Source organism: Pseudomonas sp. B14-6 (assembly GCF_013260315.1).
GTDB lineage: Bacteria > Pseudomonadota > Gammaproteobacteria > Pseudomonadales > Pseudomonadaceae > Aquipseudomonas > Aquipseudomonas mandelii.
Map to the genome: position 1 here is coordinate 2,935,053 of NZ_CP053929.1, position 23,797 is coordinate 2,958,849.

General features: G+C 58.6%; 20 protein-coding genes and 1 pseudogene. 7 read left to right on the forward strand and 14 right to left on the reverse strand.

Going from position 1 to position 23,797, the window contains the following annotated elements; translation table 11 throughout:
• Nucleotides 1–106: 106 nt before the first annotated feature.
• The 5 genes from HP062_RS13405 to HP062_RS13425 form a co-directional block, all read right to left on the reverse strand.
• Nucleotides 107–853, reverse strand: coding sequence for a YebC/PmpR family DNA-binding transcriptional regulator (locus HP062_RS13405; RefSeq protein WP_008072427.1), 747 nt, complete (start codon nt 851–853; stop codon nt 107–109).
• Nucleotides 854–973: 120 nt separating this feature from the next.
• Nucleotides 974–2,749 (reverse strand): aspartate--tRNA ligase, encoded by a 1,776-nt coding sequence (aspS, locus tag HP062_RS13410; protein WP_042932630.1) that lies wholly within the window; start codon nt 2,747–2,749, stop codon nt 974–976.
• A gap of 94 nt (nt 2,750–2,843) precedes the next feature.
• Nucleotides 2,844–3,065, reverse strand: a complete 222-nt coding sequence (locus HP062_RS13415) for an FmdB family zinc ribbon protein (RefSeq protein WP_010457489.1) — start codon at nt 3,063–3,065, stop codon at nt 2,844–2,846.
• Nucleotides 3,066–3,200: 135 nt separating this feature from the next.
• Nucleotides 3,201–3,539, reverse strand: a complete 339-nt coding sequence (locus HP062_RS13420) for a ribbon-helix-helix domain-containing protein (protein ID WP_172791523.1) — start codon at nt 3,537–3,539, stop codon at nt 3,201–3,203.
• A 264-nt stretch (nt 3,540–3,803) separates the two neighbouring features.
• Nucleotides 3,804–4,274 carry a Dps family protein gene (locus tag HP062_RS13425; RefSeq protein WP_010457493.1) on the reverse strand — a complete coding sequence of 157 codons (471 nt, stop codon included), beginning with the start codon at nt 4,272–4,274 and terminating at the stop codon, nt 3,804–3,806.
• 306 nt (nt 4,275–4,580) lie between these two features.
• Between HP062_RS13425 and HP062_RS31320 the strand changes: the two genes are divergently transcribed.
• Nucleotides 4,581–5,183 carry a cold-shock protein gene (locus HP062_RS31320; RefSeq protein ID WP_010457494.1) on the forward strand — a complete coding sequence of 201 codons (603 nt, stop codon included), beginning with the start codon at nt 4,581–4,583 and terminating at the stop codon, nt 5,181–5,183.
• A 61-nt stretch (nt 5,184–5,244) separates the two neighbouring features.
• On the opposite strand, the gene HP062_RS13435 is transcribed toward HP062_RS31320, so the two are convergent.
• The gene (locus HP062_RS13435; protein ID WP_010457497.1) at nt 5,245–5,451 is read right to left on the reverse strand and encodes a SlyX family protein; all 207 of its coding nucleotides are present in this window, start codon (nt 5,449–5,451) and stop codon (nt 5,245–5,247) included.
• Nucleotides 5,452–5,454: 3 nt separating this feature from the next.
• Nucleotides 5,455–5,880, reverse strand: a complete 426-nt coding sequence (locus tag HP062_RS13440; RefSeq protein ID WP_042933027.1) for an HIT domain-containing protein — start codon at nt 5,878–5,880, stop codon at nt 5,455–5,457.
• A gap of 875 nt (nt 5,881–6,755) precedes the next feature.
• On the opposite strand from HP062_RS13440, the gene HP062_RS13445 reads away from it, so the two are divergent.
• Complete coding sequence (locus HP062_RS13445; RefSeq protein ID WP_010457501.1) at nt 6,756–8,024, forward strand: OprD family porin; 1,269 nt, start codon at nt 6,756–6,758, stop codon at nt 8,022–8,024.
• A 166-nt stretch (nt 8,025–8,190) separates the two neighbouring features.
• Here the strand turns inward: HP062_RS13445 and HP062_RS13450 are convergent, their stop codons facing one another.
• The gene (locus HP062_RS13450; protein ID WP_010457503.1) at nt 8,191–9,033 is read right to left on the reverse strand and encodes a mechanosensitive ion channel family protein; all 843 of its coding nucleotides are present in this window, start codon (nt 9,031–9,033) and stop codon (nt 8,191–8,193) included.
• Nucleotides 9,034–9,187: 154 nt separating this feature from the next.
• Complete coding sequence (locus HP062_RS13455; protein WP_007906601.1) at nt 9,188–9,673, reverse strand: YajQ family cyclic di-GMP-binding protein; 486 nt, start codon at nt 9,671–9,673, stop codon at nt 9,188–9,190.
• A 139-nt stretch (nt 9,674–9,812) separates the two neighbouring features.
• Here HP062_RS13455 and HP062_RS13460 point away from each other — a divergent pair.
• The 3 genes and pseudogenes from HP062_RS13460 to HP062_RS13470 all read left to right on the forward strand — a co-directional run bounded on the left by HP062_RS13460 (nt 9,813) and on the right by HP062_RS13470 (nt 13,396).
• Nucleotides 9,813–10,729, forward strand: a pseudogene (locus tag HP062_RS13460) (putative 2-dehydropantoate 2-reductase).
• 45 nt (nt 10,730–10,774) lie between these two features.
• The gene (locus tag HP062_RS13465) at nt 10,775–12,811 is read left to right on the forward strand and encodes a HAMP domain-containing sensor histidine kinase (protein ID WP_042933026.1); all 2,037 of its coding nucleotides are present in this window, start codon (nt 10,775–10,777) and stop codon (nt 12,809–12,811) included.
• 3 nt (nt 12,812–12,814) lie between these two features.
• Entirely contained in the window at nt 12,815–13,396 is a 582-nt protein-coding gene (locus HP062_RS13470) for a cob(I)yrinic acid a,c-diamide adenosyltransferase (protein ID WP_010457512.1), read from the forward strand.
• A gap of 114 nt (nt 13,397–13,510) precedes the next feature.
• Here HP062_RS13470 and HP062_RS13475 read toward each other — a convergent pair whose 3' ends face one another.
• The 4 genes from HP062_RS13475 to secA all read right to left on the reverse strand — a co-directional run bounded on the left by HP062_RS13475 (nt 13,511) and on the right by secA (nt 19,262).
• A complete protein-coding gene (locus HP062_RS13475) occupies nt 13,511–14,461 on the reverse strand; it encodes a Nudix family hydrolase (RefSeq protein WP_010457514.1) in 951 nt (316 codons plus the stop codon).
• Complete coding sequence (locus HP062_RS13480) at nt 14,458–15,090, reverse strand: glutathione S-transferase family protein (protein ID WP_010457515.1); 633 nt, start codon at nt 15,088–15,090, stop codon at nt 14,458–14,460. Before HP062_RS13480 ends, HP062_RS13475 begins: the two co-directional genes overlap by 4 nt.
• 97 nt (nt 15,091–15,187) lie before the next feature.
• On the reverse strand, nt 15,188–16,405 hold the full coding sequence (gene argJ, locus HP062_RS13485) for a bifunctional glutamate N-acetyltransferase/amino-acid acetyltransferase ArgJ (protein WP_010457517.1): 1,218 nt from the start codon (nt 16,403–16,405) through the stop codon (nt 15,188–15,190).
• A 121-nt stretch (nt 16,406–16,526) separates the two neighbouring features.
• On the reverse strand, nt 16,527–19,262 hold the full coding sequence (secA, locus tag HP062_RS13490) for a preprotein translocase subunit SecA (protein WP_010457520.1): 2,736 nt from the start codon (nt 19,260–19,262) through the stop codon (nt 16,527–16,529).
• A 307-nt stretch (nt 19,263–19,569) separates the two neighbouring features.
• Between secA and HP062_RS13495 the strand changes: the two genes are divergently transcribed.
• A complete protein-coding gene (locus HP062_RS13495) occupies nt 19,570–20,025 on the forward strand; it encodes a DUF721 domain-containing protein (protein WP_008147416.1) in 456 nt (151 codons plus the stop codon).
• 68 nt (nt 20,026–20,093) lie between these two features.
• Here HP062_RS13495 and HP062_RS13500 read toward each other — a convergent pair whose 3' ends face one another.
• The gene (locus HP062_RS13500) at nt 20,094–21,581 is read right to left on the reverse strand and encodes a helicase HerA-like domain-containing protein (RefSeq protein ID WP_010457524.1); all 1,488 of its coding nucleotides are present in this window, start codon (nt 21,579–21,581) and stop codon (nt 20,094–20,096) included.
• Between the two features lie 188 nt (nt 21,582–21,769).
• Here HP062_RS13500 and HP062_RS13505 point away from each other — a divergent pair, with 188 nt between their 5' ends.
• Nucleotides 21,770–23,659: a methyl-accepting chemotaxis protein gene (locus HP062_RS13505; RefSeq protein WP_010457526.1), complete on the forward strand. Its 1,890-nt coding sequence runs from the start codon at nt 21,770–21,772 to the stop codon at nt 23,657–23,659.
• Nucleotides 23,660–23,797 lie beyond the last annotated feature (138 nt).

Consider the following 23,797-nt stretch of genomic DNA (forward strand, 5'->3'; position numbering starts at 1 on the left):
GATGCCTGCCGGCAATTGCTTGCTCGGCGTAAAGGCAGAAGCCGGACATGCCTGGCGGTAAAACATCACCGCCTGCACTTCCGGCTTCAAGAGTATTGCAGATCAATCAACCCAGCTGTGCGGCCACAGACTCTGGAATATCCGCGTTGGAGTAGACGTTCTGCACGTCATCCAGGTCTTCAAGCATGTCGATCAGCTTGAGCACCTTCTCGGCGCCTTCCAGGTCCAGTTCAGCGCTGGTGGTCGGCAGCATCACGATTTCCGCATCATCACCTTTGAAACCTGCCGCTTCCAGCGCGTTACGCACGGAGTAGAAGCCGGCGAACGAGGTGAACACGTCAATCGAACCGTCTTCGTGGGTGACCACGTCATCGGCGTCAGCTTCCATGGCCGCTTCCATCAGCGCGTCTTCATCGACACCTGGCGCGAAGGAAATCTGCCCCTTGCGCTCAAACAGATAAGCCACCGAACCGTCAGTCCCCAGGTTGCCACCGCACTTGCTGAACGCATGGCGAACAGCAGCTGCGGTGCGGTTACGGTTATCGGTCATGCACTCGACCATTACCGCCACGCCACCCGGGCCATAGCCTTCGTAGGTCAGTTCGACCATGTCGTCGGTATCGGCTGCACCGGCACCGCGGGCGACTGCGCGATCAATGATGTCGCGACTCATGTTCGCACCAAGCGCCTTGTCCAGCGCCAGGCGCAGGCGCGGGTTGGAACCCGGATCACCGCCGCCCTGACGGGCCGCAACGGTCAGCTCACGAATCCACTTGGTGAAAATCTTGCCCTTCTTGGCATCCTGACGTTCTTTGCGGTGCTTGATGTTCGCCCACTTGGAATGACCCGCCATATCTCGCTCCGAATTTCTCTTTGAAACATCGCCCGCCGCGCACGTTGTGTCGGCCAGCAACAAAAAATCTCGACCTAAAGAAAAGGCGCATCCCGGAAGGATGCGCCTTTGCGGTCAGCTTTACTCAGCCTTTGGTGTTTCGCGCAGACGAATGTGCAGTTCGCGCAATGCCTTGGCATCTACAGCACCCGGTGCCTGAGTCATGACGTCAGCCGCGCTCTGGGTTTTCGGGAAAGCGATCACTTCACGAATCGACTGGGCGCCGGTCATCAGCATGACCAGACGGTCCAGGCCGAAAGCCAGGCCACCGTGCGGCGGCGCGCCGTATTTCAGGGCGTCGAGCAGGAAGCCGAACTTCTCTTCCTGTTCCGCTTCATTGATACCCAACAGGCGGAACACGGTCTGCTGCATTTCCTTGCGGTGGATACGGATCGAACCGCCACCCAGCTCGGTGCCGTTCAGAACCATGTCGTAGGCACGGGACAGAGCGATCGCCGGGTTGGCTTCCAGTTCTTCCGGGGTGCACTTCGGCGCGGTGAACGGGTGGTGCAAGGCGGTGAAGCTGCCGTCGTCGTTCTCTTCGAACATCGGGAAGTCGACAACCCACATCGGCGCCCACTTGCAGGTCAGCAGGTCCAGGTCGTTGCCGACCTTGATCCGCAGCGCGCCCAGGGCTTCGCTGACGATCTTGGCTTTGTCGGCGCCGAAGAACACGATGTCGCCATCGACCGCGCCAACACGATCGAGGATCACGTTGAGGTTGGCTTCAGGGATGTTCTTGACGATTGGCGACTGCAGGCCTTCAACACCTTTGGCGCGCTCGTTGACCTTGATGTACGCCAGGCCCTTGGCACCGTAGATGCCGACGAACTTGGTGTAGTCGTCGATCTGCTTGCGCGGCATGCTCGCAGCGCCTGGAACGCGCAGGGCGGCAATACGGCACTTCGGGTCGTTGGCCGGGCCGCTGAACACCTTGAAGTCGACGTCTTTCAGCTGGTCTTCAACGTCAACCAGTTCCAGCGGGTTGCGCAGGTCAGGCTTGTCGGAACCGTAACGACGCATGGCTTCTTCGAAGGTCATGTGCGGGAAGTCGCCGAACTCCAGGTCCAGCACTTCCTTGAACAGGTTGCGGATCATTTGTTCGGTGATGGCCATGATCTCTTTTTCATCGAGGAAGCTGGTCTCGATGTCGATCTGGGTGAATTCCGGCTGACGGTCGGCGCGCAGGTCTTCGTCGCGGAAGCACTTGGCAATCTGGTAGTAACGGTCGAAGCCGGCGACCATCAACAGTTGTTTGAACAGCTGCGGCGATTGCGGCAAGGCGAAGAAGCTACCGGCGTGGGTACGGCTCGGCACCAGGTAGTCGCGAGCGCCTTCTGGCGTGGCACGGGTCAGGATCGGCGTCTCGACGTCAAGGAAGCCGTTTTCGTCGAGGAAGCGACGGATGCTGGTGGTCATGCGCGAACGCAGACGCAGCTTCTCGAGCATTTCCGGGCGACGCAGGTCGAGGAAGCGATAGCGCAGGCGGGTTTCTTCACCGACGTCGGAGAACTCGTTCAGCGGGAACGGCGGGGTTTCAGACTCGTTCAGCACTTCCAGTTCATAGCCCAGCACTTCGATCATGCCCGACGCCATGTTGGCGTTGGTGGCACCTGCCGGACGCAGGCGAACCTTGCCGGTGATCTTCACGACGTATTCGCTGCGCACGCGATCGGCGGCGGCGAAGCTCTCGGCGCGGTCCGGGTCGAAAACCACCTGGGCCAGACCATCACGATCACGAATATCGAGGAAAATCACCCCACCGTGGTCACGGCGACGGTGCACCCATCCGCAAAGGGTAATTTCCTGGCCTTCCAGGGCTTCGTTCAGTTGGCCGCAATAATGGCTGCGCATCATGGTAGTGGTTTCACTTCTCGTAATCGAAATTCGGTTGGAGGCCTTGCAGGTGTTGCAAGAGCTCGCGCGTGTCGTTCAACTCAGGTTCCAGACCTTAGTCAGCTTTGTCGCCGCCGGCCAGATTCTTCTTGGAACCGGTCTTGAAATCGGTTTCGTACCAGCCGGTGCCGCTCAGGCGGAAGCCCGGCATGGACAGCATCTTTTTAAGCTCTGGCGCCTGGCAGGCAGGGCAGTCGACCAGCGGTGCTGCGCTGATCTTTTGAATGGCTTCCAACTGATGACCACAGGAAGCACATTGATAGTCGTACATCGGCATGGGGGTTGTCTCGGCGATCAGATTGCTACCGCACACGCTGGGTTTTGCGGCAAAGAGCGGGATTATATCCATTAAATGCAGCCTGTGCAGCCGTAAGACTGCACAGACTGACACTCTGCCCGATCACCTGCATGGCTAGGGCATTGCGACGCTGCCCCCTTCTTTCAGGCTGTGCACGACGCAGACAACCCGCACCAGCCCGGTAAAGTTCTTGACCCCGCCATGACGCAAGTGCACTTCGCGATCCACATGGGACAGCAGCGCACTGACCGTACAACAATTGACCTTGGCCATATCGCCCAGAATATCCCAGTACACCTGCTCAAGCCGCAAGCAGGTGGCAAAGCCGTTCAACCGCACCGACCGGGATAAGGGCCGGGCCAGCCCCATATCAAATTCGCTGACAAATGGATCAATCCTTACCTCCTTGACCGGACTGACCCTCCCCTCGCTTCGCCTGTCTTCGTAATCCATATCGTTGACACTCCTTTGTCATCCTTGCCTTCTGTAAGAGCACTCTCCGTGGCCCTATAAAAGCGCAGGCGCAAAGGTATATCCAGATGACTTTATGACCATCGACGTAGGATAAGCCAACAACTGAAGGGCGATCATGGAGAGCGTCCTAGGCCGGCTATTTTCCTACGCCGCCAGACGATTTTTAACGAGCTTAAAAGCGATTTGAAGAAGGCAAAAGACCGCGAATAACACCCGACGGGCGTCATTCGCGTAGTGACGATATTACTGATCCAGCAGAGACCGCAGCATCCATGCGGTTTTTTCGTGGACTTGCATGCGCTGGGTCAGCAGGTCAGCCGTCGGCTCGTCGCTGACTTTTTCCAGCAGCGGAAAGATTCCGCGGGCGGTACGGGTGACCGCCTCTTGCCCATCGACAAGCTGCTTGATCATGTCTTCAGCGCTCGGCACACCGGCTTCTTCTTTAATAGAAGACAGCCGCTCATAAATCGAATAGGCGCCGGGGGCAGGAAACCCGAGGGCGCGAATGCGCTCGGCAATCGAATCGACGGCCAGGGCCAACTCGTTGTATTGCTCCTCGAACATCAGGTGCAGGGTCCGAAACATGGGACCGGTGACGTTCCAATGAAAGTTATGAGTTTTCAAATACAGCACATAAGTGTCCGACAGCAGACGCGAAAGCCCGTCAACGATGGACTTGCGGTCCTCTTCACTGATACCGATATCGATTGCCATGTTTTTCCCCTAAAGGTGATGAGTTCATCCAACAGGTGCAGGACCACTCTAGCAAGCCTGCCACCCCTCGCCGCCCGGGATTGCACAATAACCTGCGACAAATCGCCCCGCGAAGCACCGCTGGACTGCCTGATTTGAGTAGCTGCAGGCTTTGCTGTTAAATAGACCGTGTGTCGCGACCGCCTATTTTTCGGGGGCTGCGCATAGGCTGGTACCGGGTACGTGTCCAACGCCTCTTATTGTTCTGAAGCGAACCGTGCTCCATCAGCTCTTCCTTGTGATCCGTCTTAACGTGAGTTAATCAAAATGTTGAAAATCGTCCACCTGCTAATGGGCGCAGCAGCTTTGCTGCTGTCCTTCATCCCTAGCCTGCAACCCGAAGCTGCTCCTTACCTGCAACAACCCGCTGCGCTGTACCTGGCCTTTTTCGGCCTGCTTAACCTGACCCTCGCTCCGGTTATCCCTTACTGGAACAAAGGTCCTCGTCACCAACTGCAAAACCTGGTCAGCGCCCTGCTGGTCCTGGCCGTCGTCCTGCAAACCCTGACGTTGCTCGCGCCGATGCCTGTCATCGCCGGTCAACCTGCCGTCCTGTTCAGCCTGGTGGCTGCACTGATCGCCGTTCTCCTGCACCTGGCTATCAGCTTCTACAAATCCTCGCCGGCCGCCGCCTCGCCAAGCTACGACATGAGCAACCGCGATACCGGCACCGTCAAGTGGTTCAACACCTCCAAAGGCTTCGGCTTTATTTCCCGTGATTCCGGCGATGATATTTTCGTGCATTTCCGGGCCATTCGTGGCGAAGGTCACCGTGTTCTGGTTGAAGGCCAGCGCGTGGAGTTCTCTGTCATGAATCGTGACAAAGGGCTGCAAGCCGAAGATGTGATCGCTGCATTGCCGCGTCGCTGATTCAAGGCTAAAAAAAACCGCGAGCAGCTGAGCTGTTCGCGGTTTTTTATTGCCTGCGGTTTCAATAATGAGGCGGAGGTGCTTCTTCTTCGAAGGTTTCGAACTGCCCGGCCATTTCTTCCTGGCGCTTGAGCAATGCAGCCATCTGCAATTGCAGGCGTTCAACGGCGCGCTGCTGCGTTGCCAGCACATCACTCAATGACTGGATGGTGTCATCCTGAAACGCCAGTTGGCTCTCCAGATCGGTAACGCGATCTTCCAGGCTCATGATTCAACCCTCCAGAAACGTGAAATGTTCGGTTAACAGCAGACGCAGGCGCTCGCGAATGGCCGCAATTTGCGCTGCGCTGTAAGGCACGGCCGGGTGTTTGCCCCAGACCGGGGCTGGCCAGGCGGCGTCCTCACGCTTGCGCACAATGACATGCATGTGCAACTGACTGACGACATTACCCAGCGCCGCGACATTCAGCTTGTCGGCGTCGAACGAATCCTTGAGCAGTTCCGCCAGCGCGGTCGTTTCCTGCCACAGCTGCTGTTGATCTGCGACACCTAACTGAAATATCTCACTGATATCTTCACGGCGTGGCACCAGGATGAACCAGGGGTAGTTCGAATCATTGGATAACAGCAACCGGCAAAGCGGGAAATCGCCAATCGGTAGCGTGTCTTGTTGAAGTCGTGGATCTAAAGCGAACACCGCGCGCACTCCCGCCAGGTCATCATTTTCAGCTTAGCGCCCATCCTGACAGGCTGCGCACCAAGCGACAGGACGCCAGCATACCCGTGAACGCCACTGCCTTCACGCCGCACGAGCGCCCCTAAATGGGCCTTTTTTGCTCACGGCGCACCATTACAGAACCGCAGACCACGCCAAAAATGCTGAAATGACTGATAACCAATGAAAAGTTCCAGATGAGTCCGTTACCGCACTGTTTGAAATCAGCACAGTGTTTAAGATTTTTTTGCACCAAAACCGCACAGTGCGTCTACGCTGAGTGCGTCAGCATCCGAGAATTACTCAACGAGGGGTGAACCGGTAACATTTTTCGTTGTCACGCTTTCCGTTTCAGAGGTGCAACACCATGCAATGCACGGCGTCAAGCGTACAAAAAACACGCTTGAAGCCCCCGGTTTCATGAGGTTTTTATAGCGACAGGCAGGTTTCCAGAAAAAAACAGCTACAGAATTCTGGTTTGTGCACGCTTGTTGCATTCACACCCACATAGCTTTGGAAGCCTCCGCTGGAAGTGGAAGCCTCAAGGCCAATAAAAACAGCGGCAGGGTTGCCCAATGGAGATTCAAACGTTTCACCAGGGACTCTTTTTAGCGATGCACAAGCCTTGGAAAACAACGTTAAAGTTGCCAATCCGCTTGCGTCGAGGCAGTAAATTTGCGACATCTACCAAGCTGTTTGCGACAGGGTCGTAAAGAAGCTGAAAGGTTAGATACGCAAGTATCGCCAACATGGTCGGCGTGATATAAGTTTGCGCCGACACAAAAAGAAAGAGCCGCCCAGATAATAAAACAGGTGGGACGGCAGTACTCTTCTAAAAACCAAAGGAGCAAATCACGATGCGCGTGATGAAGTGGAGCATGATCGCACTGGCTGTTTCGGCTAGTACCTCGCAGTTCGCAATGGCGTCTTCTCAAGAGGAATCCAAGGGCTTTTTTGAAGATCAGAGCCTGAATGTCAAAAGTCGCATGCTGTACATGAACCGCGATTTCAAGAACGGTGCCTCCAACAACCAAAGCACCGCAAATAAACAACGTATCACAGGCTACCGCGAAGAAACCGGCCTGGGCGTCCAAGCTGTTTATGAGTCGGGCTTCACCCAAGGTACTGTTGGTTTCGGTTTAGACGCCTTGGCCAATGGCATGATCAAACTGGACAGCGGTCCAGGCCGCACCGGTAACGGCATGTTCGGCAAGGACAGTGATGGCACGCCAGAAGACACCCAATCCAACGCTGGCGGCGCAGTTAAATTCCGCTTGTCCGACACTGTTCTGAAATACGGTAACCAATACGTTGCCAGCCCTGTCTTCTCTACTGACGACAGCCGTTTGCTGCCAGAAGTTGCTACCGGTACTTTGATCACCAGCAAAGAAATCAAAGGCCTTGAATTGAGTGCTGGTCATTTCACCGCGATGCGGGCGCAGAACCAAATGGGGCGCGATAGCCTTGGTCTGAAAGCCGCAGATATTGCCGGTGCAACCTACCAGTTCACCGACAATTTTGTTGCCGGCGTGGCTGCTTCCGATGTTGACGACCATTTCAAGAAGCAATACATCAACGCCAACTACACCCTGCCGATCAACGAAGATCAGTCCCTGAACTTCGACTTCAACGGCTATCGCTCCAAGAGCCAGGGTCAAGAGCTGAGCGGTGACGTTGACAACCGCATCTGGTCCCTCGCAGCGGCCTATAGCCTTGGCGCACATAAATTCACCTTGGCTCACCAGCGTTCGACCGGTGACACCGGTTATGTTTACGGCGTTGACGGCGGCGGTACTATCTTCCTCTCCAACTCCGTTCAATACTCCGACTTCAACGGTCAAGACGAGCGCTCCTGGCAGGCTCGCTATGACCTGAACATGAAGAGCTACGGCGTTCCTGGCTTGAGCTTCATGACTCGTTACATCCGTGGCGACAACATCACCACCGGTGACACTGAGTCCAAAGAACACGAATGGGACTTCGAGACCAAGTATGTTCTGCAAAGCGGCCCAGCCAAGGACCTGTCTTTCCGCGTACGTAACGCGGTCTATCGTGCAAACTCCGCATACGATAGCGACAAAGTTGACACCCGTCTGATCATTGAATATCCGCTGAGCATCTTGTAATTCAGCGCTAATTCGACAGCTACACAGCACGGCAACAAAAAAAACGCTCACCTGAATCAGGTGAGCGTTTTTTTGTGCCTGGTTTCCATACCGTCTTTTGATTGTTGCCAGTTCGATAGCAACCTAACAGTACAATACTGACAACCTCCAAGTGACAACGAAGACGTTATTGCGGCACAGTCTCCTGAACCACACGAATAACCCGCTGTGGAAACGGAATATCGATACCCGCCGCTTTCAAACGATCACGGGACTGTTCATTGAACATGAACATCACATCCCAGTAATCCGCGGTCTTCACCCAAACACGCAGCGAAACAGTAATCGAACTGTCTCCCAGGGTCGAAATAACGGCTTGTGGTGCAGGTTCTGCCAGGATGCGTTCATCTTTGGCCAAATCCAGCAACACTTCACGGGCCTTCTGCAAGTCCGCTTCGTAGTCCACGCCCACATCAAATACAACTTTGCGGGTTGGCTGACGATTTGTATTGGTAATGATACCGTTCGACAAGTTGCCGTTAGGCACAATGATGGTCTTGTTATCGCCAGTGCGCAGTACGGTGTGGAAAATCTGGATACTGTCGACCGTACCGGCAACGCCTTGGGCTTCGATCCAGTCACCGATGCGGAACGGACGGAACAACAGAATCAGCACGCCGCCAGCGAAGTTTGCCAGGCTGCCCTGCAAGGCCAGACCGATGGCCAGACCCGCCGCACCAATGGCCGCCACGAACGAAGTGGTTTCCACGCCGATCATTGATGCCACGCTGACTACCAGCAAAACCTTGAGAATAATGTTCGCCAGGCTGCTGATGAAACCTTGCAGCGCGAGGTCGGCATTACGCAACGCCAGCAGGCCGCCAAGTTTTTGCGCCACCTTGCTGATCAACCACCATCCGACTGCCAGCGTGATGACTGCCAGTAGCACGCGGCTGCCGTACTCCATGATCATCGGGATCCAGGCTTGGGATGCCTTGACCAGGTTGTCCACTTCGGTATTCAAATCCATCTACTTTCTCCTGGGTTAAGCACAATCCGGGTGGGAGCGACGGTGCGGCGATCCGACCTGCTCGCGAAGAGGGCAGATCAGTCGACATCACTAATGAAATGACCCACCGCTTTCGCGAGCAGGCTCGCTCCCACAGGGTTCCCGCATTGCTAGGTCAGTCGCGGAAGTTGTTGAACTGCAGCGGCATATCGAAAGTCTTGGCGCGCAGAGCTGCAATCGCCTCCTGCAAATCATCACGTTTCTTACCGGTGATGCGCACTTGCTCGCCCTGAATGGCGGCCTGAACCTTGAGCTTGGCGTCCTTGACGTGAGCGACGATTTTCTTCGCCAGCTCTTTGTCGATGCCCTCCTTGAGGACGGCTTCCTGTTTCATCAGCTTGCCCGACGCGTAGGCATCCTTGACTTCAAGGCACTGCACGTCGATCTTGCGCTTGACCAGGGCCAGCTTGAGGATCTCGATCATCGCCTCGAGCTGGAAGTCAGCCTCGGCGGTCAGGTTGACGGTCAGGTCCTTTTCCTTGAATTCAAAGGTGCCCTTGCCTTTCAGGTCATAACGGCGATCGAGTTCCTTGACGGCGTTCTCGACCGCGTTGGTGACTTCGTGTTTGTCCAGTTCGGATACCACGTCGAACGACGGCATGTAATCTCTCCAATAAAAGGCGCGCTCGATAGCGATGGCGCGCGCTTGGCTTGCGGTTAAAATCGGGCTCATTATAACGGGTCTTTTCCAACCGATACTGCGAGCCTCACATGCCTGTGCCAAACCGAGCAAAAAGCTGATGTCCACCACCTGGCATGTATTGGGCGCCGGCAGCCTCGGCACCTTGTGGGCCACCCGCCTGGCGCGGGCCGGGGTGCCGGTCCGGTTGATCCTGCGCGATGAGCAACGCTTGCAGGCTTATCAGGCGGCCGGAGGGCTGACGCTGGTGGAACACGGCGAAGCCAGCACCTATGACATCCCCGGTGAAACACCCCACGGCAACGAGCCGATCCACCGTCTGCTGGTGGCGTGCAAAGCCTACGATGCCGAAAAGGCCGTGGCGCAACTGGCGCCGCGCCTGGCGCCTGATGCCGAACTGATCCTGTTGCAGAACGGCCTCGGCAGCCAGGACGCCGTCGCCGCGCAGGCTCCCCAAGCGCGTTGTGTATGCGCCTCAAGCACCGAAGGCGCGTTTCGCGATGGCGACTGGCGTGTGGTGTTCGCCGGTCACGGCTACACCTGGCTGGGGATGCCGGTCACCCGGTCGCGCCGATCTGGCTGGACGACTTGACTGCCGCCGGTATTCCTCACGAATGGAGCACCGACATTCTCACGAGGCTGTGGCGCAAACTGGCGCTCAACTGTGCGATCAATCCGCTGACCGTGCTGCACGATTGCCGCAACGGCGGCTTGCAGGAACACCATTGCGAAGTCGCCACCCTTTGCGTCGAACTGACCGACTTGCTGGAACGCTGCGGTCAGCCGGCAGCCGCCGAGGACCTGCAACAGGAAGTCGAACGGGTGATCCATGCCACCGCGGCCAATTACTCCTCGATGCACCAGGACGTCGCAAGCCAGCGCCGAACCGAAATCAGCTATCTGCTGGGCTATGTCTGCAAAGTGGCCTCGCGGCACCAGTTGAACCTGCCCCACCTCAATCAATTACAGCAGCGGCTGATTGCCCATCTTCAAAGCCTTGGATTGCCCAGCGACTGAGCAGCGGCTACGCTGGCCACTTGTTCCTTTTCAGCGATGAACCTGATGCCATTGCGCCAGCGTCTCGAAAACCTTCCGGTCGGCCAGAAACTGCTGGCCGCCCTGCTCGTGCTGTTGATCACCATCCTGCTGGTCGCCAACCTGACCTTTATCAGCGCCGCGTATTACATCTCCCAGGAAAGCATGGCGCCCCAGGCCTTGCAGACCATCGGCCGACTGGTGTCCAACCCGAGCCTGGTGGCCGACGCCTTGAAGTCGCCGCAAAGCGCGGAACGCCTGCTCAACGAACTCAACAGCTATTCACCGCTGCGGGCGGCGGCCTTGTATGACGGCAAGGGTGAGCGATTGGCGCAATTGCAACATGGCGAGAAGCTGCAACTGCCAGAACGCTATCGGCATATCGAAGCCTGGCAGGCCACCGAGTTTCGCAGCAATCAGATCATCACCCTGCCCCGCCCTGGCACCGCGCCGGGCCACCTGTTGTTGGTGGCCAGCAGTGAACTGCCAATGGCGTTCTACACCGGGACCCTGACCGCCAGTCTCGGCATTCTGATCTTCAGTGTACTGTTGTGGCTGGTGATCGCCCGGCAGATCAAGCGCCTGATTACCCGGCCGATCCATCAGCTCGAAGAGCTGTCCCGGCAAGTGACCCGCGAAGAAAACTACGCCCTGCGCGCCTCCCGTGGCAACCACGACGAAATCGGCAGCCTCGCCGAGGCCTTCAACACCATGCTCTCGCGGATCGAAGCCCGGGAGCAGCAGCTCAAACGGGCCCGGGACGATTCCCAGGCGGCTTACGATCAGGCGCAAGGCCTGGCCGAAGAAACCCGCCACACCAATCGCAAGCTGGAACTCGAAGTCCAGGTGCGCAGCAAGATCGAGAAAAAACTTACCGGTTTCCAGAACTACCTCAACAGCATCATCGACTCCATGCCGTCGGCCCTGATCGCCCTTGATGAGCAGCTCTACGTGACCCAGTGGAATCAGGAAGCCAGTGCGCTGTCCGGCACACGTCTGGACGAAGCCTTGAACCAGCCGATCTTCCTCGCCTTCGAACCCTTGAAGCCATTTCTGCCGCAGCTCAAGCAAACCGTCGAGCAGCACACCGTGGCGAAGATCGAGCGCGTGACCTGGTTCAAGGACGATGAACCCAAGCATTACGCCCTGACCTTCTACCCGCTGATGGGCGGCGCCGGGCGCGGCGTGGTGATCCGGATCGATGACATCACCCAGCGTCTGTCGCTGGAAGAGATGATGGTGCAGTCAGAAAAAATGCTCTCGGTCGGTGGCCTCGCCGCGGGCATGGCCCACGAGATCAACAATCCGTTGGGCGCGATCCTGCACAACGTACAGAACATTCGGCGGCGCCTGTCACCTGACTTGCCGAAGAACCTCGAACAGGCTGAGCTAGCCGGTATTTCCCTGGACACGGTCAACAAATACCTGCAATTGCGCGAAGTACCGCAGTTGCTTGATGGCATTCAACAGGCTGGCGCCCGGGCCGCGAAAATTGTCACGCACATGCTCAGCTTCAGCCGCCGCAGCACCCGGCAAATGGCCCCGTGCGACCTGCCGGCGCTGATCGATCAGGCGGTGGAAATCGCCGGTAACGACTTCGACCTGGCCATCGGTTTCGACTTCAAGGGCCAGGCGATCATCCGTCAGTTCGACCCGGCGCTGGGCCCGGTGCCCGGCACGGCCAACGAACTGGAACAAGTGCTGCTCAATTTGTTGAAAAACGCCGCCCAGGCCATTCACCAACGTGAAGACGACAGTGAACCCGGGCGAATCATTCTGCGCACCCGGCTGAATCCGCCTTGGGCCGAAATCCAGGTCGAGGACAACGGCATCGGCATGAGCGAGAACGTGCGCAAACGCACCTTCGAGCCGTTCTTCACCACCAAGGAAATCGGTCAGGGCACAGGCCTTGGCTTGTCGGTCTCGTATTTCATCATCACCAATAACCACAAGGGGCAGATGGAGGTGCAATCGACGCCGGGCCAAGGCACCTGTTTCACTTTGCGTCTGCCGCTGGCGGGCTCCCCCGTCATCTCTCAAGAACTCAATCAGCTATCGAGGTAACCCATGGGCTTTCGCTTGTCGAAGATTTACACCCGCACCGGCGACAAAGGCGAAACCGGACTCGGCGATGGTCGCCGCGTGCCCAAGGACCACCCGCGGATCGAGGCCATTGGCGAAGTCGATACGCTGAACAGCCAAGTGGGCGTGCTGCTGGCCGGATTGGCCGCAGAAAGTGCTGCGAATCCGGGTTTGAACGAGGTGATTGAGGTTTTGGCGCCTTGCCAGCATCGGTTGTTCGACCTCGGCGGCGAGTTGGCGATGCCGGAGTATCAGGCGTTGAATGCAGCGGAAATCGAACGGCTGGAAACGGCGATCGATCTGTGGAATGAGGAGTTGGGGCCGCTGGAGAACTTCATTCTGCCGGGAGGTTCAGCGCTGATTGCCCAGGCCCATGTGTGCAGAAGCCTGGCGCGTAGCGCGGAGCGGCGGTGTCAGCAGTTGAATGCGATTGAACCGTTGGCCGGGGTTGGCTTGGCGTACATCAATCGGCTGTCGGATGTGTTGTTTGTGGTGGCGAGGGTGATTGCCAAGCGGCAGGGGGTTGCCGAGATTCTTTGGCAGGCGGCTGCTAAACCTCAGGAATAATTGGCGTATTCGAGGACGCTATCGCGAGCAGGCTCGCTCCCACAGTTGACCGAGTTCCTCCAGAAGGAATGCGATCAAAGGTGGGAGCGAGCCTGCTCGCGATGAGGCCGGTGGCTACATCACAGAATCAGGCCAAAACGCCCGAATCCCCGCCACTCCCTGCGCCCCCGCCTCCCAAGCCTTTTGCTGTTCCGCCGGGCCAACACCACCGAGCAAGAACACCGGTTTGCTGAAACCGTCGATCAACGCCGCCACCTGCTCCCAGCCCAACGGCAGCGCATCCGGATGAGTCTGGGTCGGCTGCACCGGTGACAAGGTCACAAAATCCACGCCCATCTGCTCGGCCAGCGCCAGCTCTTCAGCGTTGTGGCAAGACGCCGCCAACCAGCGCGACGCCGGTAACGGTCGACCCGCCGCTGCATATTTGCGCAACTGCGCTGACGTGATGTGCCAGCCGGCGGACGGGAAGTCACCCAGCCACTCGAACGGGCCCTTGATCATCAACTGCGCCTTGCCAGCACACAGCCCCGCCGCATCCACCGCCAGATCGCGGTATTTCGGATCGTAGCCGTTGGGTGCCCGCAGCTGGATCAGCTTGATGCCGCCAGCGATGGCTTTCTGGATTCCACGTAGCAAGGCCGGGGTTTCCAGGTCTTCAGGCGTAATCAAATACTGCGCAGGCAAACGTGCAGCCGCCACGATCGGCTGGTTGGCTGCCGGGAACTCATAGCTCAGCAGATCACGTTGGCCCACCCATTCCAAAGGCTGGCCTTCGGCGCCATGGGGCTCGCCGGTAAAGGACGAAACTTCCCAAACGTCCAGCAACACTTGCTTGTCCGGGTAATCGTGGCGGACTTTGATCAACGGTCGCGCAGCGCTGACCACAATGCCCAACTCTTCCTGGAGTTCGCGAGCCAATGCGCTTTCGACGGATTCGTCATCCTCGACCTTGCCCCCGGGGAATTCCCACAAGCCGCCCTGGTGCTGGGTGTCGGCACGGCGTGCGATAAGGATCTTGCCGCTGCTGTCGCGGATAACGGCGGCGGCTACGTGTACTCGTTTCACTGCCCAATCTCCTCCAGGCCAGCCTTCTGCCAGGCCTTGAACGACGGCCATTGATAGACGGTTTCAACGTAGGCTTCGTCCACCGCCGGCAATTTCACCTGATAGGTGCGCAGGCGCACGGCAATCGGGGCGAAGAAGGCATCGGCGAGGGTCGCGCCACCGAACAGGAACGGACCGGTTTCAGTGGCGACCGCACGGCATTCAGCCCACAACGCCAGCATGCGCTCGATGTCTGCCTGAACCTCAGGAGGCGTCGGCGATAGCGGTGCGTCACGGCTCAGGTCGAACGGCATGTTGCCGCGCATGGCAAAGAACCCGGCGTGCATCTGCGCACAGGCCGAACGGGCCTGGGCGCGGGCGGCGGTGTCTTTGGGCCAGAGGCCAGCGTCGGGGAATTGCTCGGCCAGGTATTCGGCAATCGCCAGAGAATCGGCGATGGTGCCGTGCACGGATTTCAGCAGCGGGACTTTGCCGGTCGGCGAATGCTTGAGCAGGCGTTCGCGGGTGTCCGGCTGGCCCAGCTTGATCAGTTCTTCGGTGTACGGGGCGCCAGTGAGGTCAAGGGCCAGTGCGCCGCGCAGGGACCAGGAGGAAAGCAGTTTGTCGCCGATGATCAGGTGGAGGCTCATGTTCGGGACCTTTTGAGAAGGGAAGCGGGCCAGCATTTGCAGTGTCTGGTCGGCCGTCTTCGCGGGCGATCCGACGTGCCCGCGAAAGCGATCTATCTTATGTGCGGTATTCGGCGTTGATCTTCACGTATTCGTGGGACAGGTCGGTGGTCCAGATGGTTTCGCTGCAATCGCCGCGACCCAGTTCGATACGGATGGTGATTTCTTCCTGCTGCATCACCGCCGCGCCCTGGGCTTCGGTGTAGGTCGCGGCGCGGGCACCACGGCTGGCGATGCAGACTTCGCCGAGGAACACGTCGATCTTACTGACGTCCAGGTTCGGCACGCCGGCACGGCCAACGGCAGCAAGGATGCGGCCCCAGTTCGGGTCGGACGCGAACAGCGCGGTCTTGATCAGCGGCGAGTGCGCCACGGTGTAACCGACGTCCAGGCATTCCTGATGATTGCCGCCGCCGTTGACTTCAACGGTCACAAATTTGGTCGCGCCTTCGCCGTCACGCACGATGGCCTGGGCCACGTCCATGCACACTTCGAACACGGCTTGTTTCAGCTTGGCAAACAACTCGCCTTCGGCGCGGGTGATTTCCGGCAGCGCGGCCTGACCGGTGGCGATCAGCATGCAGCAGTCGTTGGTCGAGGTGTCGCCGTCGATGGTGATGCGGTTGAACGACTTGTTGGCACCGTCCAGCAGCAGATTCTGCAACACGTCGCGGGAAACTTTGGCGTCGGTGGCGATGTAGCCGAGCATGGTCGCCATGTTCGGACGGATCATGCCCGCGCCTTTGCTGATGCCGGTAACGGTAATAGTCACGCCGTCATGCTGGAACTGGCGGCTGGCACCTTTGGGCAAGGTGTCGGTGGTCATGATGCCGGTGGCGGCGGCTTCCCAGTTATTCACTGACAGGTCGTCAAGGGCGGCTTGCAGCGCACCTTCGATTTTCTCGACCGGCAGCGGCTCACCGATCACGCCGGTGGAATACGGCAGCACCAGGCTGGCGTCAACGCCGGTCAATTCAGCCAGTTTCGCGCAGGTGCGCTCGGCGGCGGCGAGGCCAGGTTCGCCCGTGCCGGCGTTGGCATTGCCGGTGTTGGTCAGCAGATAACGTACCGGGCCTTGCACTCGTTGCTTGGCCAGAATCACCGGAGCGGCGCAAAAGGCGTTCAGGGTGAACACGCCCGCGACCGTGGAGCCTTCGGCGCAGCGCATGACCACAACATCCTTGCGCCCCGGGCGCTTGATGCCGGCCGAGGCGATACCGAGTTCAAAACCGGCAACCGGGTGCAACGTTGGCAAAGGACCAAGACCAACAGCCATGAATGCGCTCCTTAATAAATGATGTCAGCACCGCTCTCAGGAAGAACGGTGGTGTAAATGGCAAAACGCCGCGACGGCTGATGCCGGTCGCGGCGCGGGTATTTCAGCGTATGAAACGGGTTTACTGGATCTGCCCGTGGCAATGCTTGAATTTCTTGCCCGAACCGCAGTAGCACAGTTCGTTACGGCCCAGCTTCTGTTCGTTGCGAACCGGTGCAGTGGCGAGGGCGACATCGACCTCTTCACCGAGCAGTTCCGGTTGCTCAAGACCTGGCGCTTCGTCGTGCAGGAACTGCATGCGCGCCGCCAATGCCTCGGCTTCCTGACGCAGGCGTTGCTCTTCTGCTTCCGGATCTTCGCGGCGAACCTGAACGTGCGACAGCACACGGATCGAGTCGCGCTTGATCGAATCCAGCAGCTCGGAGAACAGCGTGTACGACTCGCGCTTGTACTCTTGCTTCGGGTTCTTCTGTGCATAACCACGCAAGTGGATGCCGTGACGCAGGTGATCCATGGTCGACAGGTGGTCTTTCCACAGGTCGTCGAGCACGCGCAGTACGATTTGCTTCTCGAAGGTGCGCAGTGCATCGGCACCGGCCTGATCTTCTTTCTCGTTGTAGGCAGCGATGAGCTCCTGCATCAGCTTCTCGCGCAGGGTTTCTTCGTACAGGTGATCGTCTTCGTCGAGCCATTTCTGGATCGGCAGCGCCACACCGAAGTCGCTCTGCAACGCAGCTTCCAGACCGGCCACGTCCCACTGCTCTGGCAGCGATTGCGGTGGAATGTGCGCACTGATGGTCGCGTTGAGCACGTCCTGACGGAAGTCGGCGATGGTTTCACCGATGTTGTCGGCGGCCAGCAACGTGTTACGCATGTGATAGATCACTTTACGCTGTTCGTTGTTGACGTCGTCGAACTCGAGCAGTTGCTTGCGAATGTCGAAGTTACGACCTTCAACCTTGCGCTGAGCCTTCTCGATGGCGTTGGTCACCATACGGTGCTCGATCGCTTCACCGGACTGCATGCCCAAGGCTTTCATGAAGTTCTTCACCCGGTCAGAGGCGAAGATGCGCATCAGGCTGTCTTCCAGCGACAGGTAGAAACGGCTGGAACCGGCGTCACCCTGACGACCGGCACGACCACGCAGCTGGTTGTCGATACGGCGCGATTCGTGACGCTCGGAAGCGATCACCTGCAAGCCACCCGACTCCAGCACTTGCTGGTGACGTTTCTGCCAGTCGGCCTTGATCTGGGCAATCTGCTCAGGGGTCGGATTTTCCAGGGTCGCAACTTCCACTTCCCAGTTGCCGCCCAACAGAATGTCGGTACCGCGACCGGCCATGTTGGTGGCGATGGTCAGCGCACCCGGGCGACCGGCCTGGGCAATGATCTCGGCTTCTTTTTCGTGGAACTTGGCGTTCAGGACCTTGTGTTCGATGCCTTCCTTCTGCAGCAACGCAGACATGTGCTCGGACGTTTCGATGGTTGCAGTCCCCACCAGCACCGGACGGCCCAGGGTCATGCATTCCTTGATGTCGTTGATGATCGCCGCGTATTTCTCTTCGGCGGTCAGGAACACCAGGTCGTTGTAATCTTTACGCGCCAGCGGTTTGTTCGGTGGAATGACCATCACCGACAGACCGTAGATCTGGTGGAATTCGAACGCTTCGGTGTCCGCAGTACCGGTCATGCCGGACAGCTTGTTGTACAGACGGAAGTAGTTCTGGAACGTGGTCGAGGCCAGGGTCTGGCTTTCGGCCTGGATGTTCAGGTTTTCCTTGGCTTCGATGGCCTGGTGCAGGCCTTCGGACAAACGGCGACCCGGCATGGTGCGGCCGGTGTGTTCGTCGACCAGGACGACCTGGCCATCCTGCACGATGTATTCGATGTTGCGATTGAACAGCTTATGAGCGCGCAGACCGGCATAAACGTGGGTCAGCAGGCCCAGGTTGTGCGCCGAATACAGGCTCTCGCCTTCAGCCAGCAGGCCGACGCGGGTCAGCATGTCTTCGATGAACTGGTGACCGGCTTCGTTGAGCTCGACCTGACGGGTCTTCTCGTCAACGGTGTAGTGGCCAGCCTTGGTGACTTCGCCTTCCACTTCTTCGACGTGCAATTCCAGCTGCGGGATCAGTTTGTTGATCTCGATGTACAGCTTGGAGCTGTCCTCGGCCTGACCGGAAATGATCAGCGGGGTACGGGCTTCGTCGATGAGGATGGAGTCGACTTCGTCGATCACGGCAAAATTGAGTTCACGCTGGAATTTTTCTTCCATGCTGAACGCCATGTTGTCGCGCAGGTAGTCGAAACCGAATTCGTTGTTGGTGCCGTAGGTGATGTCGGCGGCGTAAGCAGCGCGCTTCTCTTCCGGCGGCTGGAATGGGGTGACCACACCGACCGTCATACCGAGGAATTCGTAGAGCGGACGCATCCAGTTGGCGTCACGACGGGCCAGGTAGTCGTTCACCGTCACAACGTGCACGCCCTTGCCGGACAGCGCGTTGAGGTAAACGCCCAGTGTTGCCACCAGGGTCTTGCCTTCACCGGTACGCATTTCCGCGATCTGGCCTTCATGCAAGGTCATGCCGCCAATCAGCTGGACATCGAAGTGGCGCATACCCATGACACGCTTACCGGCTTCGCGGGCGACCGCAAAGGCTTCTGGCAGCAGCTTGTCGAGGGTTTCCCCTTTGGCGATGCGGGCCTTGAACTCGTCTGTCTTGGCACGCAACTGATCGTCCGAAAGGGCCACCATTTGCTCTTCGAAGGCATTGACGAGTTGCACCGTCTTGAGCATGCGTTTGACTTCACGCTCGTTCTTGCTTCCAAAAAGTTTCTTTAACAAAGGCGCAAACATATCGGCAGGATCTTCCACACTAAAGGGATGGAGGGCGGCCCCGTGAGTCGCCCGTGCAGCCCTCATGGCCGCATGCGAACGAGCATTCTACCCGGAAACGATGGTGAGGAAAGTGGCGTTGTTCCACGATGCATGCACTGCGCTGTGACGGGGCTCACTTAAAATAAGGGCTTTTTGCGCAACTTCAAGCCATTCGCGGCAGAAGTTACTTGTTGATTTAATGGGTAAAGCGCTCGCAAAGCAATGGGTCGGGCGCATGTGATGCTTTCTGCTACCATGGCGGCTCTGTTACTTCAGGTGTCTGATCATGGCATTTCGCCCTCTCACGGCCAGAGCACCCGCCGTTCTGCTTCGCGAAGCCAAGCCGCTGAAAGCCATTTTTGGCCATGCTCAACGCCTGGGTCATCTGCAACGTCTGCTCGAAAGCCAGTTGCAGCCTGCTGCGCGCGAGCATTGCCATGTGGCCTCGTGGCGCGAAGGCAGTTTACTGCTGATCGTCACTGACGGTCATTGGGCCACCCGCCTGCGTTACCAGCAAAAACGCCTGCAACGCCAGTTACAGATGTTCGACGAGTTCGCCAGCCTGACGCGGATTCTGTTCAAAGTGCAGCCCCCCACCGTTCAGCAAGGGGCGGCGGGGCATACCATCAGTTTGTCGACGGATGCCGGCGCAACCATTCAGGCCACGGCCGATGGCATCAGCGATCCGAATCTGCGAGCGGCGCTGGAACGCCTTGCGGCCCACGCCAAACCCAAAACCTGAAATTGATGTTTCACCTGTAGGATCGCCGCACCGCTCGCTCCTACAGGGTTGTGTCCGGCCAGTGGTTGTCAGCGGCGTTTACTGCCACCGAGCAGCGAGCCCATCAGTCCGCGTACCAGCTGCCGGCCCAATTGATTGGCCGCCTGGCGCATCGCCGATTTCAGCGCCTGCCCCGCCGCCGTTCCGAGGAATTCCCCGGCCTTGTCGGTGAAACTCGGCTCTTCGGCGGCCGGTTTACCCGGAACGGCCTCAGGCTCCGGCGCCAACCCTTTACGACCCATCAATATTTCATACGCCGATTCCCGATCAACCGGCTTGTCATACCGCCCCTTGAACGGCGACCCGGCGATCAGCATCGTGCGCTCGGTTTCGGTCAACGGCCCGATCCGCGATTGCGGTGGGGCGACCAAGACACGCTGAACCATCTCCGGCGTGCCCTTGTCCTGCAAGGTGCCGACCAGCGCCTCGCCGATCCCCAGTTCGGTCAACACCGACAGGGCATCAAACGCCGGGTTCGGCCGGAAGCCCTCCGCCACCGCTCGCAGGGATTTCTGCTCCTTGGCGGTGAAGGCGCGCAAACCATGCTGGATACGCAGGCCGAGCTGAGCCAGCACGTCATCCGGCAAGTCGCCCGGTGATTGCGTGACGAAATACACGCCCACGCCTTTGGAACGAATCAGCCGCACCACCTGCTCCAGGCGATCCTGCAAAGCCTTGGGCGTGTCGGCGAACAATAAATGCGCTTCGTCGAAAAACAGTGCCAGCAGCGGTTTGTCCGAATCGCCACGCTCCGGCAGTTGCTCGAACAACTCGGCCAGCAACCACAGCAGGAATGTCGCATACACCTTCGGCGCTTCGTGGACCAGACGACTGGCATCCAGCAAATGAATGCGCCCACGGCCGTCAGCCGTCGGTTGCAGAATGTCTTCGAGTTGCAGCGCCGGTTCACCGAACAGCGCTTCGGCACCTTGTTGCTCCAGGGTCGCCAGACGCCGCAACAGCGCCTGACTGGAACCGGTGGTCATCAACGCCGCGTCGTCCCCCAGCAACTCAGGGTTGTCACGCAGGTGATTGAGCAGCGCCTTCAGATCCTTGAGGTCCAGCAGCAACAACCCTTCGCGGTCCGCGACCTTGAACGCGGCATACAGCGCCGACTGCTGGCTGTCGGTCAACTCCAGCAGGCTGCCGATCAGCAACGGCCCCATTTCGCTCAAGGTGGTGCGCAATGGATGACCGGACTCACCGTGAATGTCCCACAGGGTGACCGGGTAAGCCGCAGGCTTGTGGTTGAGCCACGGCATCCCGGCGATCCGCTCGGCGATTTTGCCTTGAGGGTTGCCGGCGGCACCCAGGCCACACAGGTCGCCCTTGATGTCTGCCGCGAACACCGCCACGCCCGCGTCGCTGAAGGCTTCGGCCAGTCGCTGCAACGTGACGGTTTTACCGGTCCCGGTAGCGCCCGCAACCAGGCCGTGACGGTTCGCCAGGCGCATGGCCTGGGAGATAGGCTGGCCGGCAAGGTCAGCGCCGATAACGAGTTGCGATGAGTCAGGCATTTTGTCACCCATGGTTAATCTTTGATCCTGCACGGCCGATACAAATAGTTGTGAGACCAATCCGAAAATAGCGTCGGTAATTCCCTAAGGAGAGGATGGAAATATCAGCTTTTTTTCAACATTGCCCATTTTGAGTGCCTTTATAAAAGCACGCTCAGGACATTAAGACCTTAGCGGAACCCCAAGCCATGAACAAAAACCTGCGTTTCAGCCATAAAATCTTGCTTGCCGCCGCCCTCATCGTCATTGCCGCCTTCGCCTCGTTCACACTGTACAACGACTACCTGCAGCGCAACGCCATTCGCGAAGACCTGGACAATTACCTCAACGAGATGGGAGACGTCACCGCCAGCAACATCCAGACCTGGCTGACTGGCCGTATCCTGCTGATCGACAACCTCGCTCAAAACATAGCCGTCAATCCTGAACAGGCCAACGTCGCGAGTCTGCTTGAGCAGAAAGCCCTGACGTCGACTTTCATGGCGTCCTACCTGGGCGACTCCACCGGCAGCTTCACGATTCGTCCCGACGCCAAAATGCCTGCCGGTTTCGATCCGCGGGTACGTCCTTGGTACAAAGGCGCCGAAAGCAGCAGCACGGCCACCGTGACCGAACCTTACATCGATGCGGCCACCGGCCAGACCATCATCTCCATCGCCACCGCCTCGAAAAAGGCCGGGCAAAGCGTGGGTGTGGTGGGCGGCGACTTGAGCCTGCAAACCCTGATCGACACCCTCAGCGCCCGTGATTTCGACGGCATGGGTTACGCCTTCCTGGTCAGCGCCGACGGCAAGATCCTGGTGCACCCGGACAAAGCCCTGGTGATGAAGTCCCTGAGCGAGGCGTACCCGAACAATACCCCGCGCATCAGCAGCGACTTCAGTGAAGTCGAAGTGGACGGCAAGACTCGCATCGTCACCTTCACGGCGATTAAAGGCCTGCCATCGGTCCACTGGTACATCGGCCTGTCGGTCGATAAAGACAAAGCTTTCTCGATGCTCAGCGAATTCCGCGCCTCGGCGGTCGTCGCGACGATCATTGCCGTGGCGATCATCATCGCGTTGCTCGGCATGTTGATCCGCATCCTGATCCAGCCGCTGCATGTCATGACCCGCGCCATGGAAGACATCGCCGACGGTGAAGGCGACCTGACCAAACGTCTGACCATCGTCAATAACGACGAATTCGGCGTTCTAGGCACAGCGTTCAACCGTTTTGTCGAACGTATTCACGGTTCGATCCGTGAAGTGTCCTCGGCCACCGGCCAGGTCAACGAAGTCGCGCTGCGTGTGGTCGCCGCGTCGAATTCGTCGATGTTCAACTCCGACCAGCAAGCCTCGCGCACCAGCAGCGTGGCCGCCGCGATCAACCAGCTCGGCGCCGCCGCTCAGGAAATCGCCCGCAACGCTGCACAGGCGTCCAGCCAGGCCAGCGATGCCCGCAGCCTCGCCGAAGATGGCCAGCAAGTGGTGGATCGCAGCATCAAAGCGATGAATCAGCTGTCGAGCATGCTCAGCGCTTCGAGCACCAACATCGAATCGCTGAACAGCAAAACCGTGAACATCGGGCAGATTCTCGAAGTGATCACCAGCATCTCCCAGCAAACCAACCTGCTGGCGCTCAACGCTGCCATCGAAGCGGCCCGCGCCGGTGAAGCCGGGCGTGGTTTTGCCGTGGTGGCTGACGAAGTACGCAACCTGGCGCACCGCACACAGGAATCGGCGCAACAGGTGCAGACCATGATCGAAGAGCTGCAAGTCGGCGCCCGTGAATCCGTCAGCACCATGAGCGACAGCCAGCGCCACAGCCAGGACAGCGTGGAAATCGCCAACCTGGCGGGCGAGCGCTTGAACAGCGTGACGTTGCGTATTGGTGAGATTGACGGGATGAACCAGTCGGTGGCGACCGCGACCGAGGAACAGACGGCGGTGGTGGAGTCGATCAACGTCGACATTACCGAGATCAACACGCTGAATCAGGAAGGCGTGGAGAACCTGCAATCGACGTTGCGGGCGTGTTCGGACCTGGAGCAGCAGGCAGCGCGTCTTAAGCAGTTGGTGGGCAGTTTCCGTATTTGATGCGGCATTGAGGTCCTCTTTGCGGGCAAGCCTCGCTCCTACACGGGTTAGCGTTAATTTGTAGGAGCGAGGCTTGCCCGCGAAGGCGGTCTGAAATACACCGCAAAAACCTCGCTGATCTGCGCGCCACAAAACCCC

What these genes read in the sequence shown, in the direction of transcription:
- HP062_RS13445 (WP_010457501.1), top strand. Translation starts at nt 6,756, where the DNA reads ATGCGCGTGATGAAGTGGAGCATGATCGCACTGGCTGTTTCGGCTAGT.
- aspS (WP_042932630.1), bottom strand. Translation starts at nt 2,749, where the DNA reads ATGATGCGCAGCCATTATTGCGGCCAACTGAACGAAGCCCTGGAAGGC.
- HP062_RS13420 (WP_172791523.1), bottom strand. Translation starts at nt 3,539, where the DNA reads ATGGATTACGAAGACAGGCGAAGCGAGGGGAGGGTCAGTCCGGTCAAG.
- HP062_RS13470 (WP_010457512.1), top strand. Translation starts at nt 12,815, where the DNA reads ATGGGCTTTCGCTTGTCGAAGATTTACACCCGCACCGGCGACAAAGGC.
- HP062_RS13505 (WP_010457526.1), top strand. Translation starts at nt 21,770, where the DNA reads ATGAACAAAAACCTGCGTTTCAGCCATAAAATCTTGCTTGCCGCCGCC.
- HP062_RS13495 (WP_008147416.1), top strand. Translation starts at nt 19,570, where the DNA reads ATGGCATTTCGCCCTCTCACGGCCAGAGCACCCGCCGTTCTGCTTCGC.
- HP062_RS13405 (WP_008072427.1), bottom strand. Translation starts at nt 853, where the DNA reads ATGGCGGGTCATTCCAAGTGGGCGAACATCAAGCACCGCAAAGAACGT.
- HP062_RS13435 (WP_010457497.1), bottom strand. Translation starts at nt 5,451, where the DNA reads ATGAGCCTGGAAGATCGCGTTACCGATCTGGAGAGCCAACTGGCGTTT.
- HP062_RS13415 (WP_010457489.1), bottom strand. Translation starts at nt 3,065, where the DNA reads ATGCCGATGTACGACTATCAATGTGCTTCCTGTGGTCATCAGTTGGAA.
- HP062_RS13455 (WP_007906601.1), bottom strand. Translation starts at nt 9,673, where the DNA reads ATGCCGTCGTTCGACGTGGTATCCGAACTGGACAAACACGAAGTCACC.
- HP062_RS13450 (WP_010457503.1), bottom strand. Translation starts at nt 9,033, where the DNA reads ATGGATTTGAATACCGAAGTGGACAACCTGGTCAAGGCATCCCAAGCC.
- HP062_RS13425 (WP_010457493.1), bottom strand. Translation starts at nt 4,274, where the DNA reads ATGGCAATCGATATCGGTATCAGTGAAGAGGACCGCAAGTCCATCGTT.
- HP062_RS13480 (WP_010457515.1), bottom strand. Translation starts at nt 15,090, where the DNA reads ATGAGCCTCCACCTGATCATCGGCGACAAACTGCTTTCCTCCTGGTCC.
- HP062_RS13500 (WP_010457524.1), bottom strand. Translation starts at nt 21,581, where the DNA reads ATGCCTGACTCATCGCAACTCGTTATCGGCGCTGACCTTGCCGGCCAG.
- HP062_RS31320 (WP_010457494.1), top strand. Translation starts at nt 4,581, where the DNA reads ATGTTGAAAATCGTCCACCTGCTAATGGGCGCAGCAGCTTTGCTGCTG.
- secA (WP_010457520.1), bottom strand. Translation starts at nt 19,262, where the DNA reads ATGTTTGCGCCTTTGTTAAAGAAACTTTTTGGAAGCAAGAACGAGCGT.
- HP062_RS13465 (WP_042933026.1), top strand. Translation starts at nt 10,775, where the DNA reads ATGCCATTGCGCCAGCGTCTCGAAAACCTTCCGGTCGGCCAGAAACTG.
- argJ (WP_010457517.1), bottom strand. Translation starts at nt 16,405, where the DNA reads ATGGCTGTTGGTCTTGGTCCTTTGCCAACGTTGCACCCGGTTGCCGGT.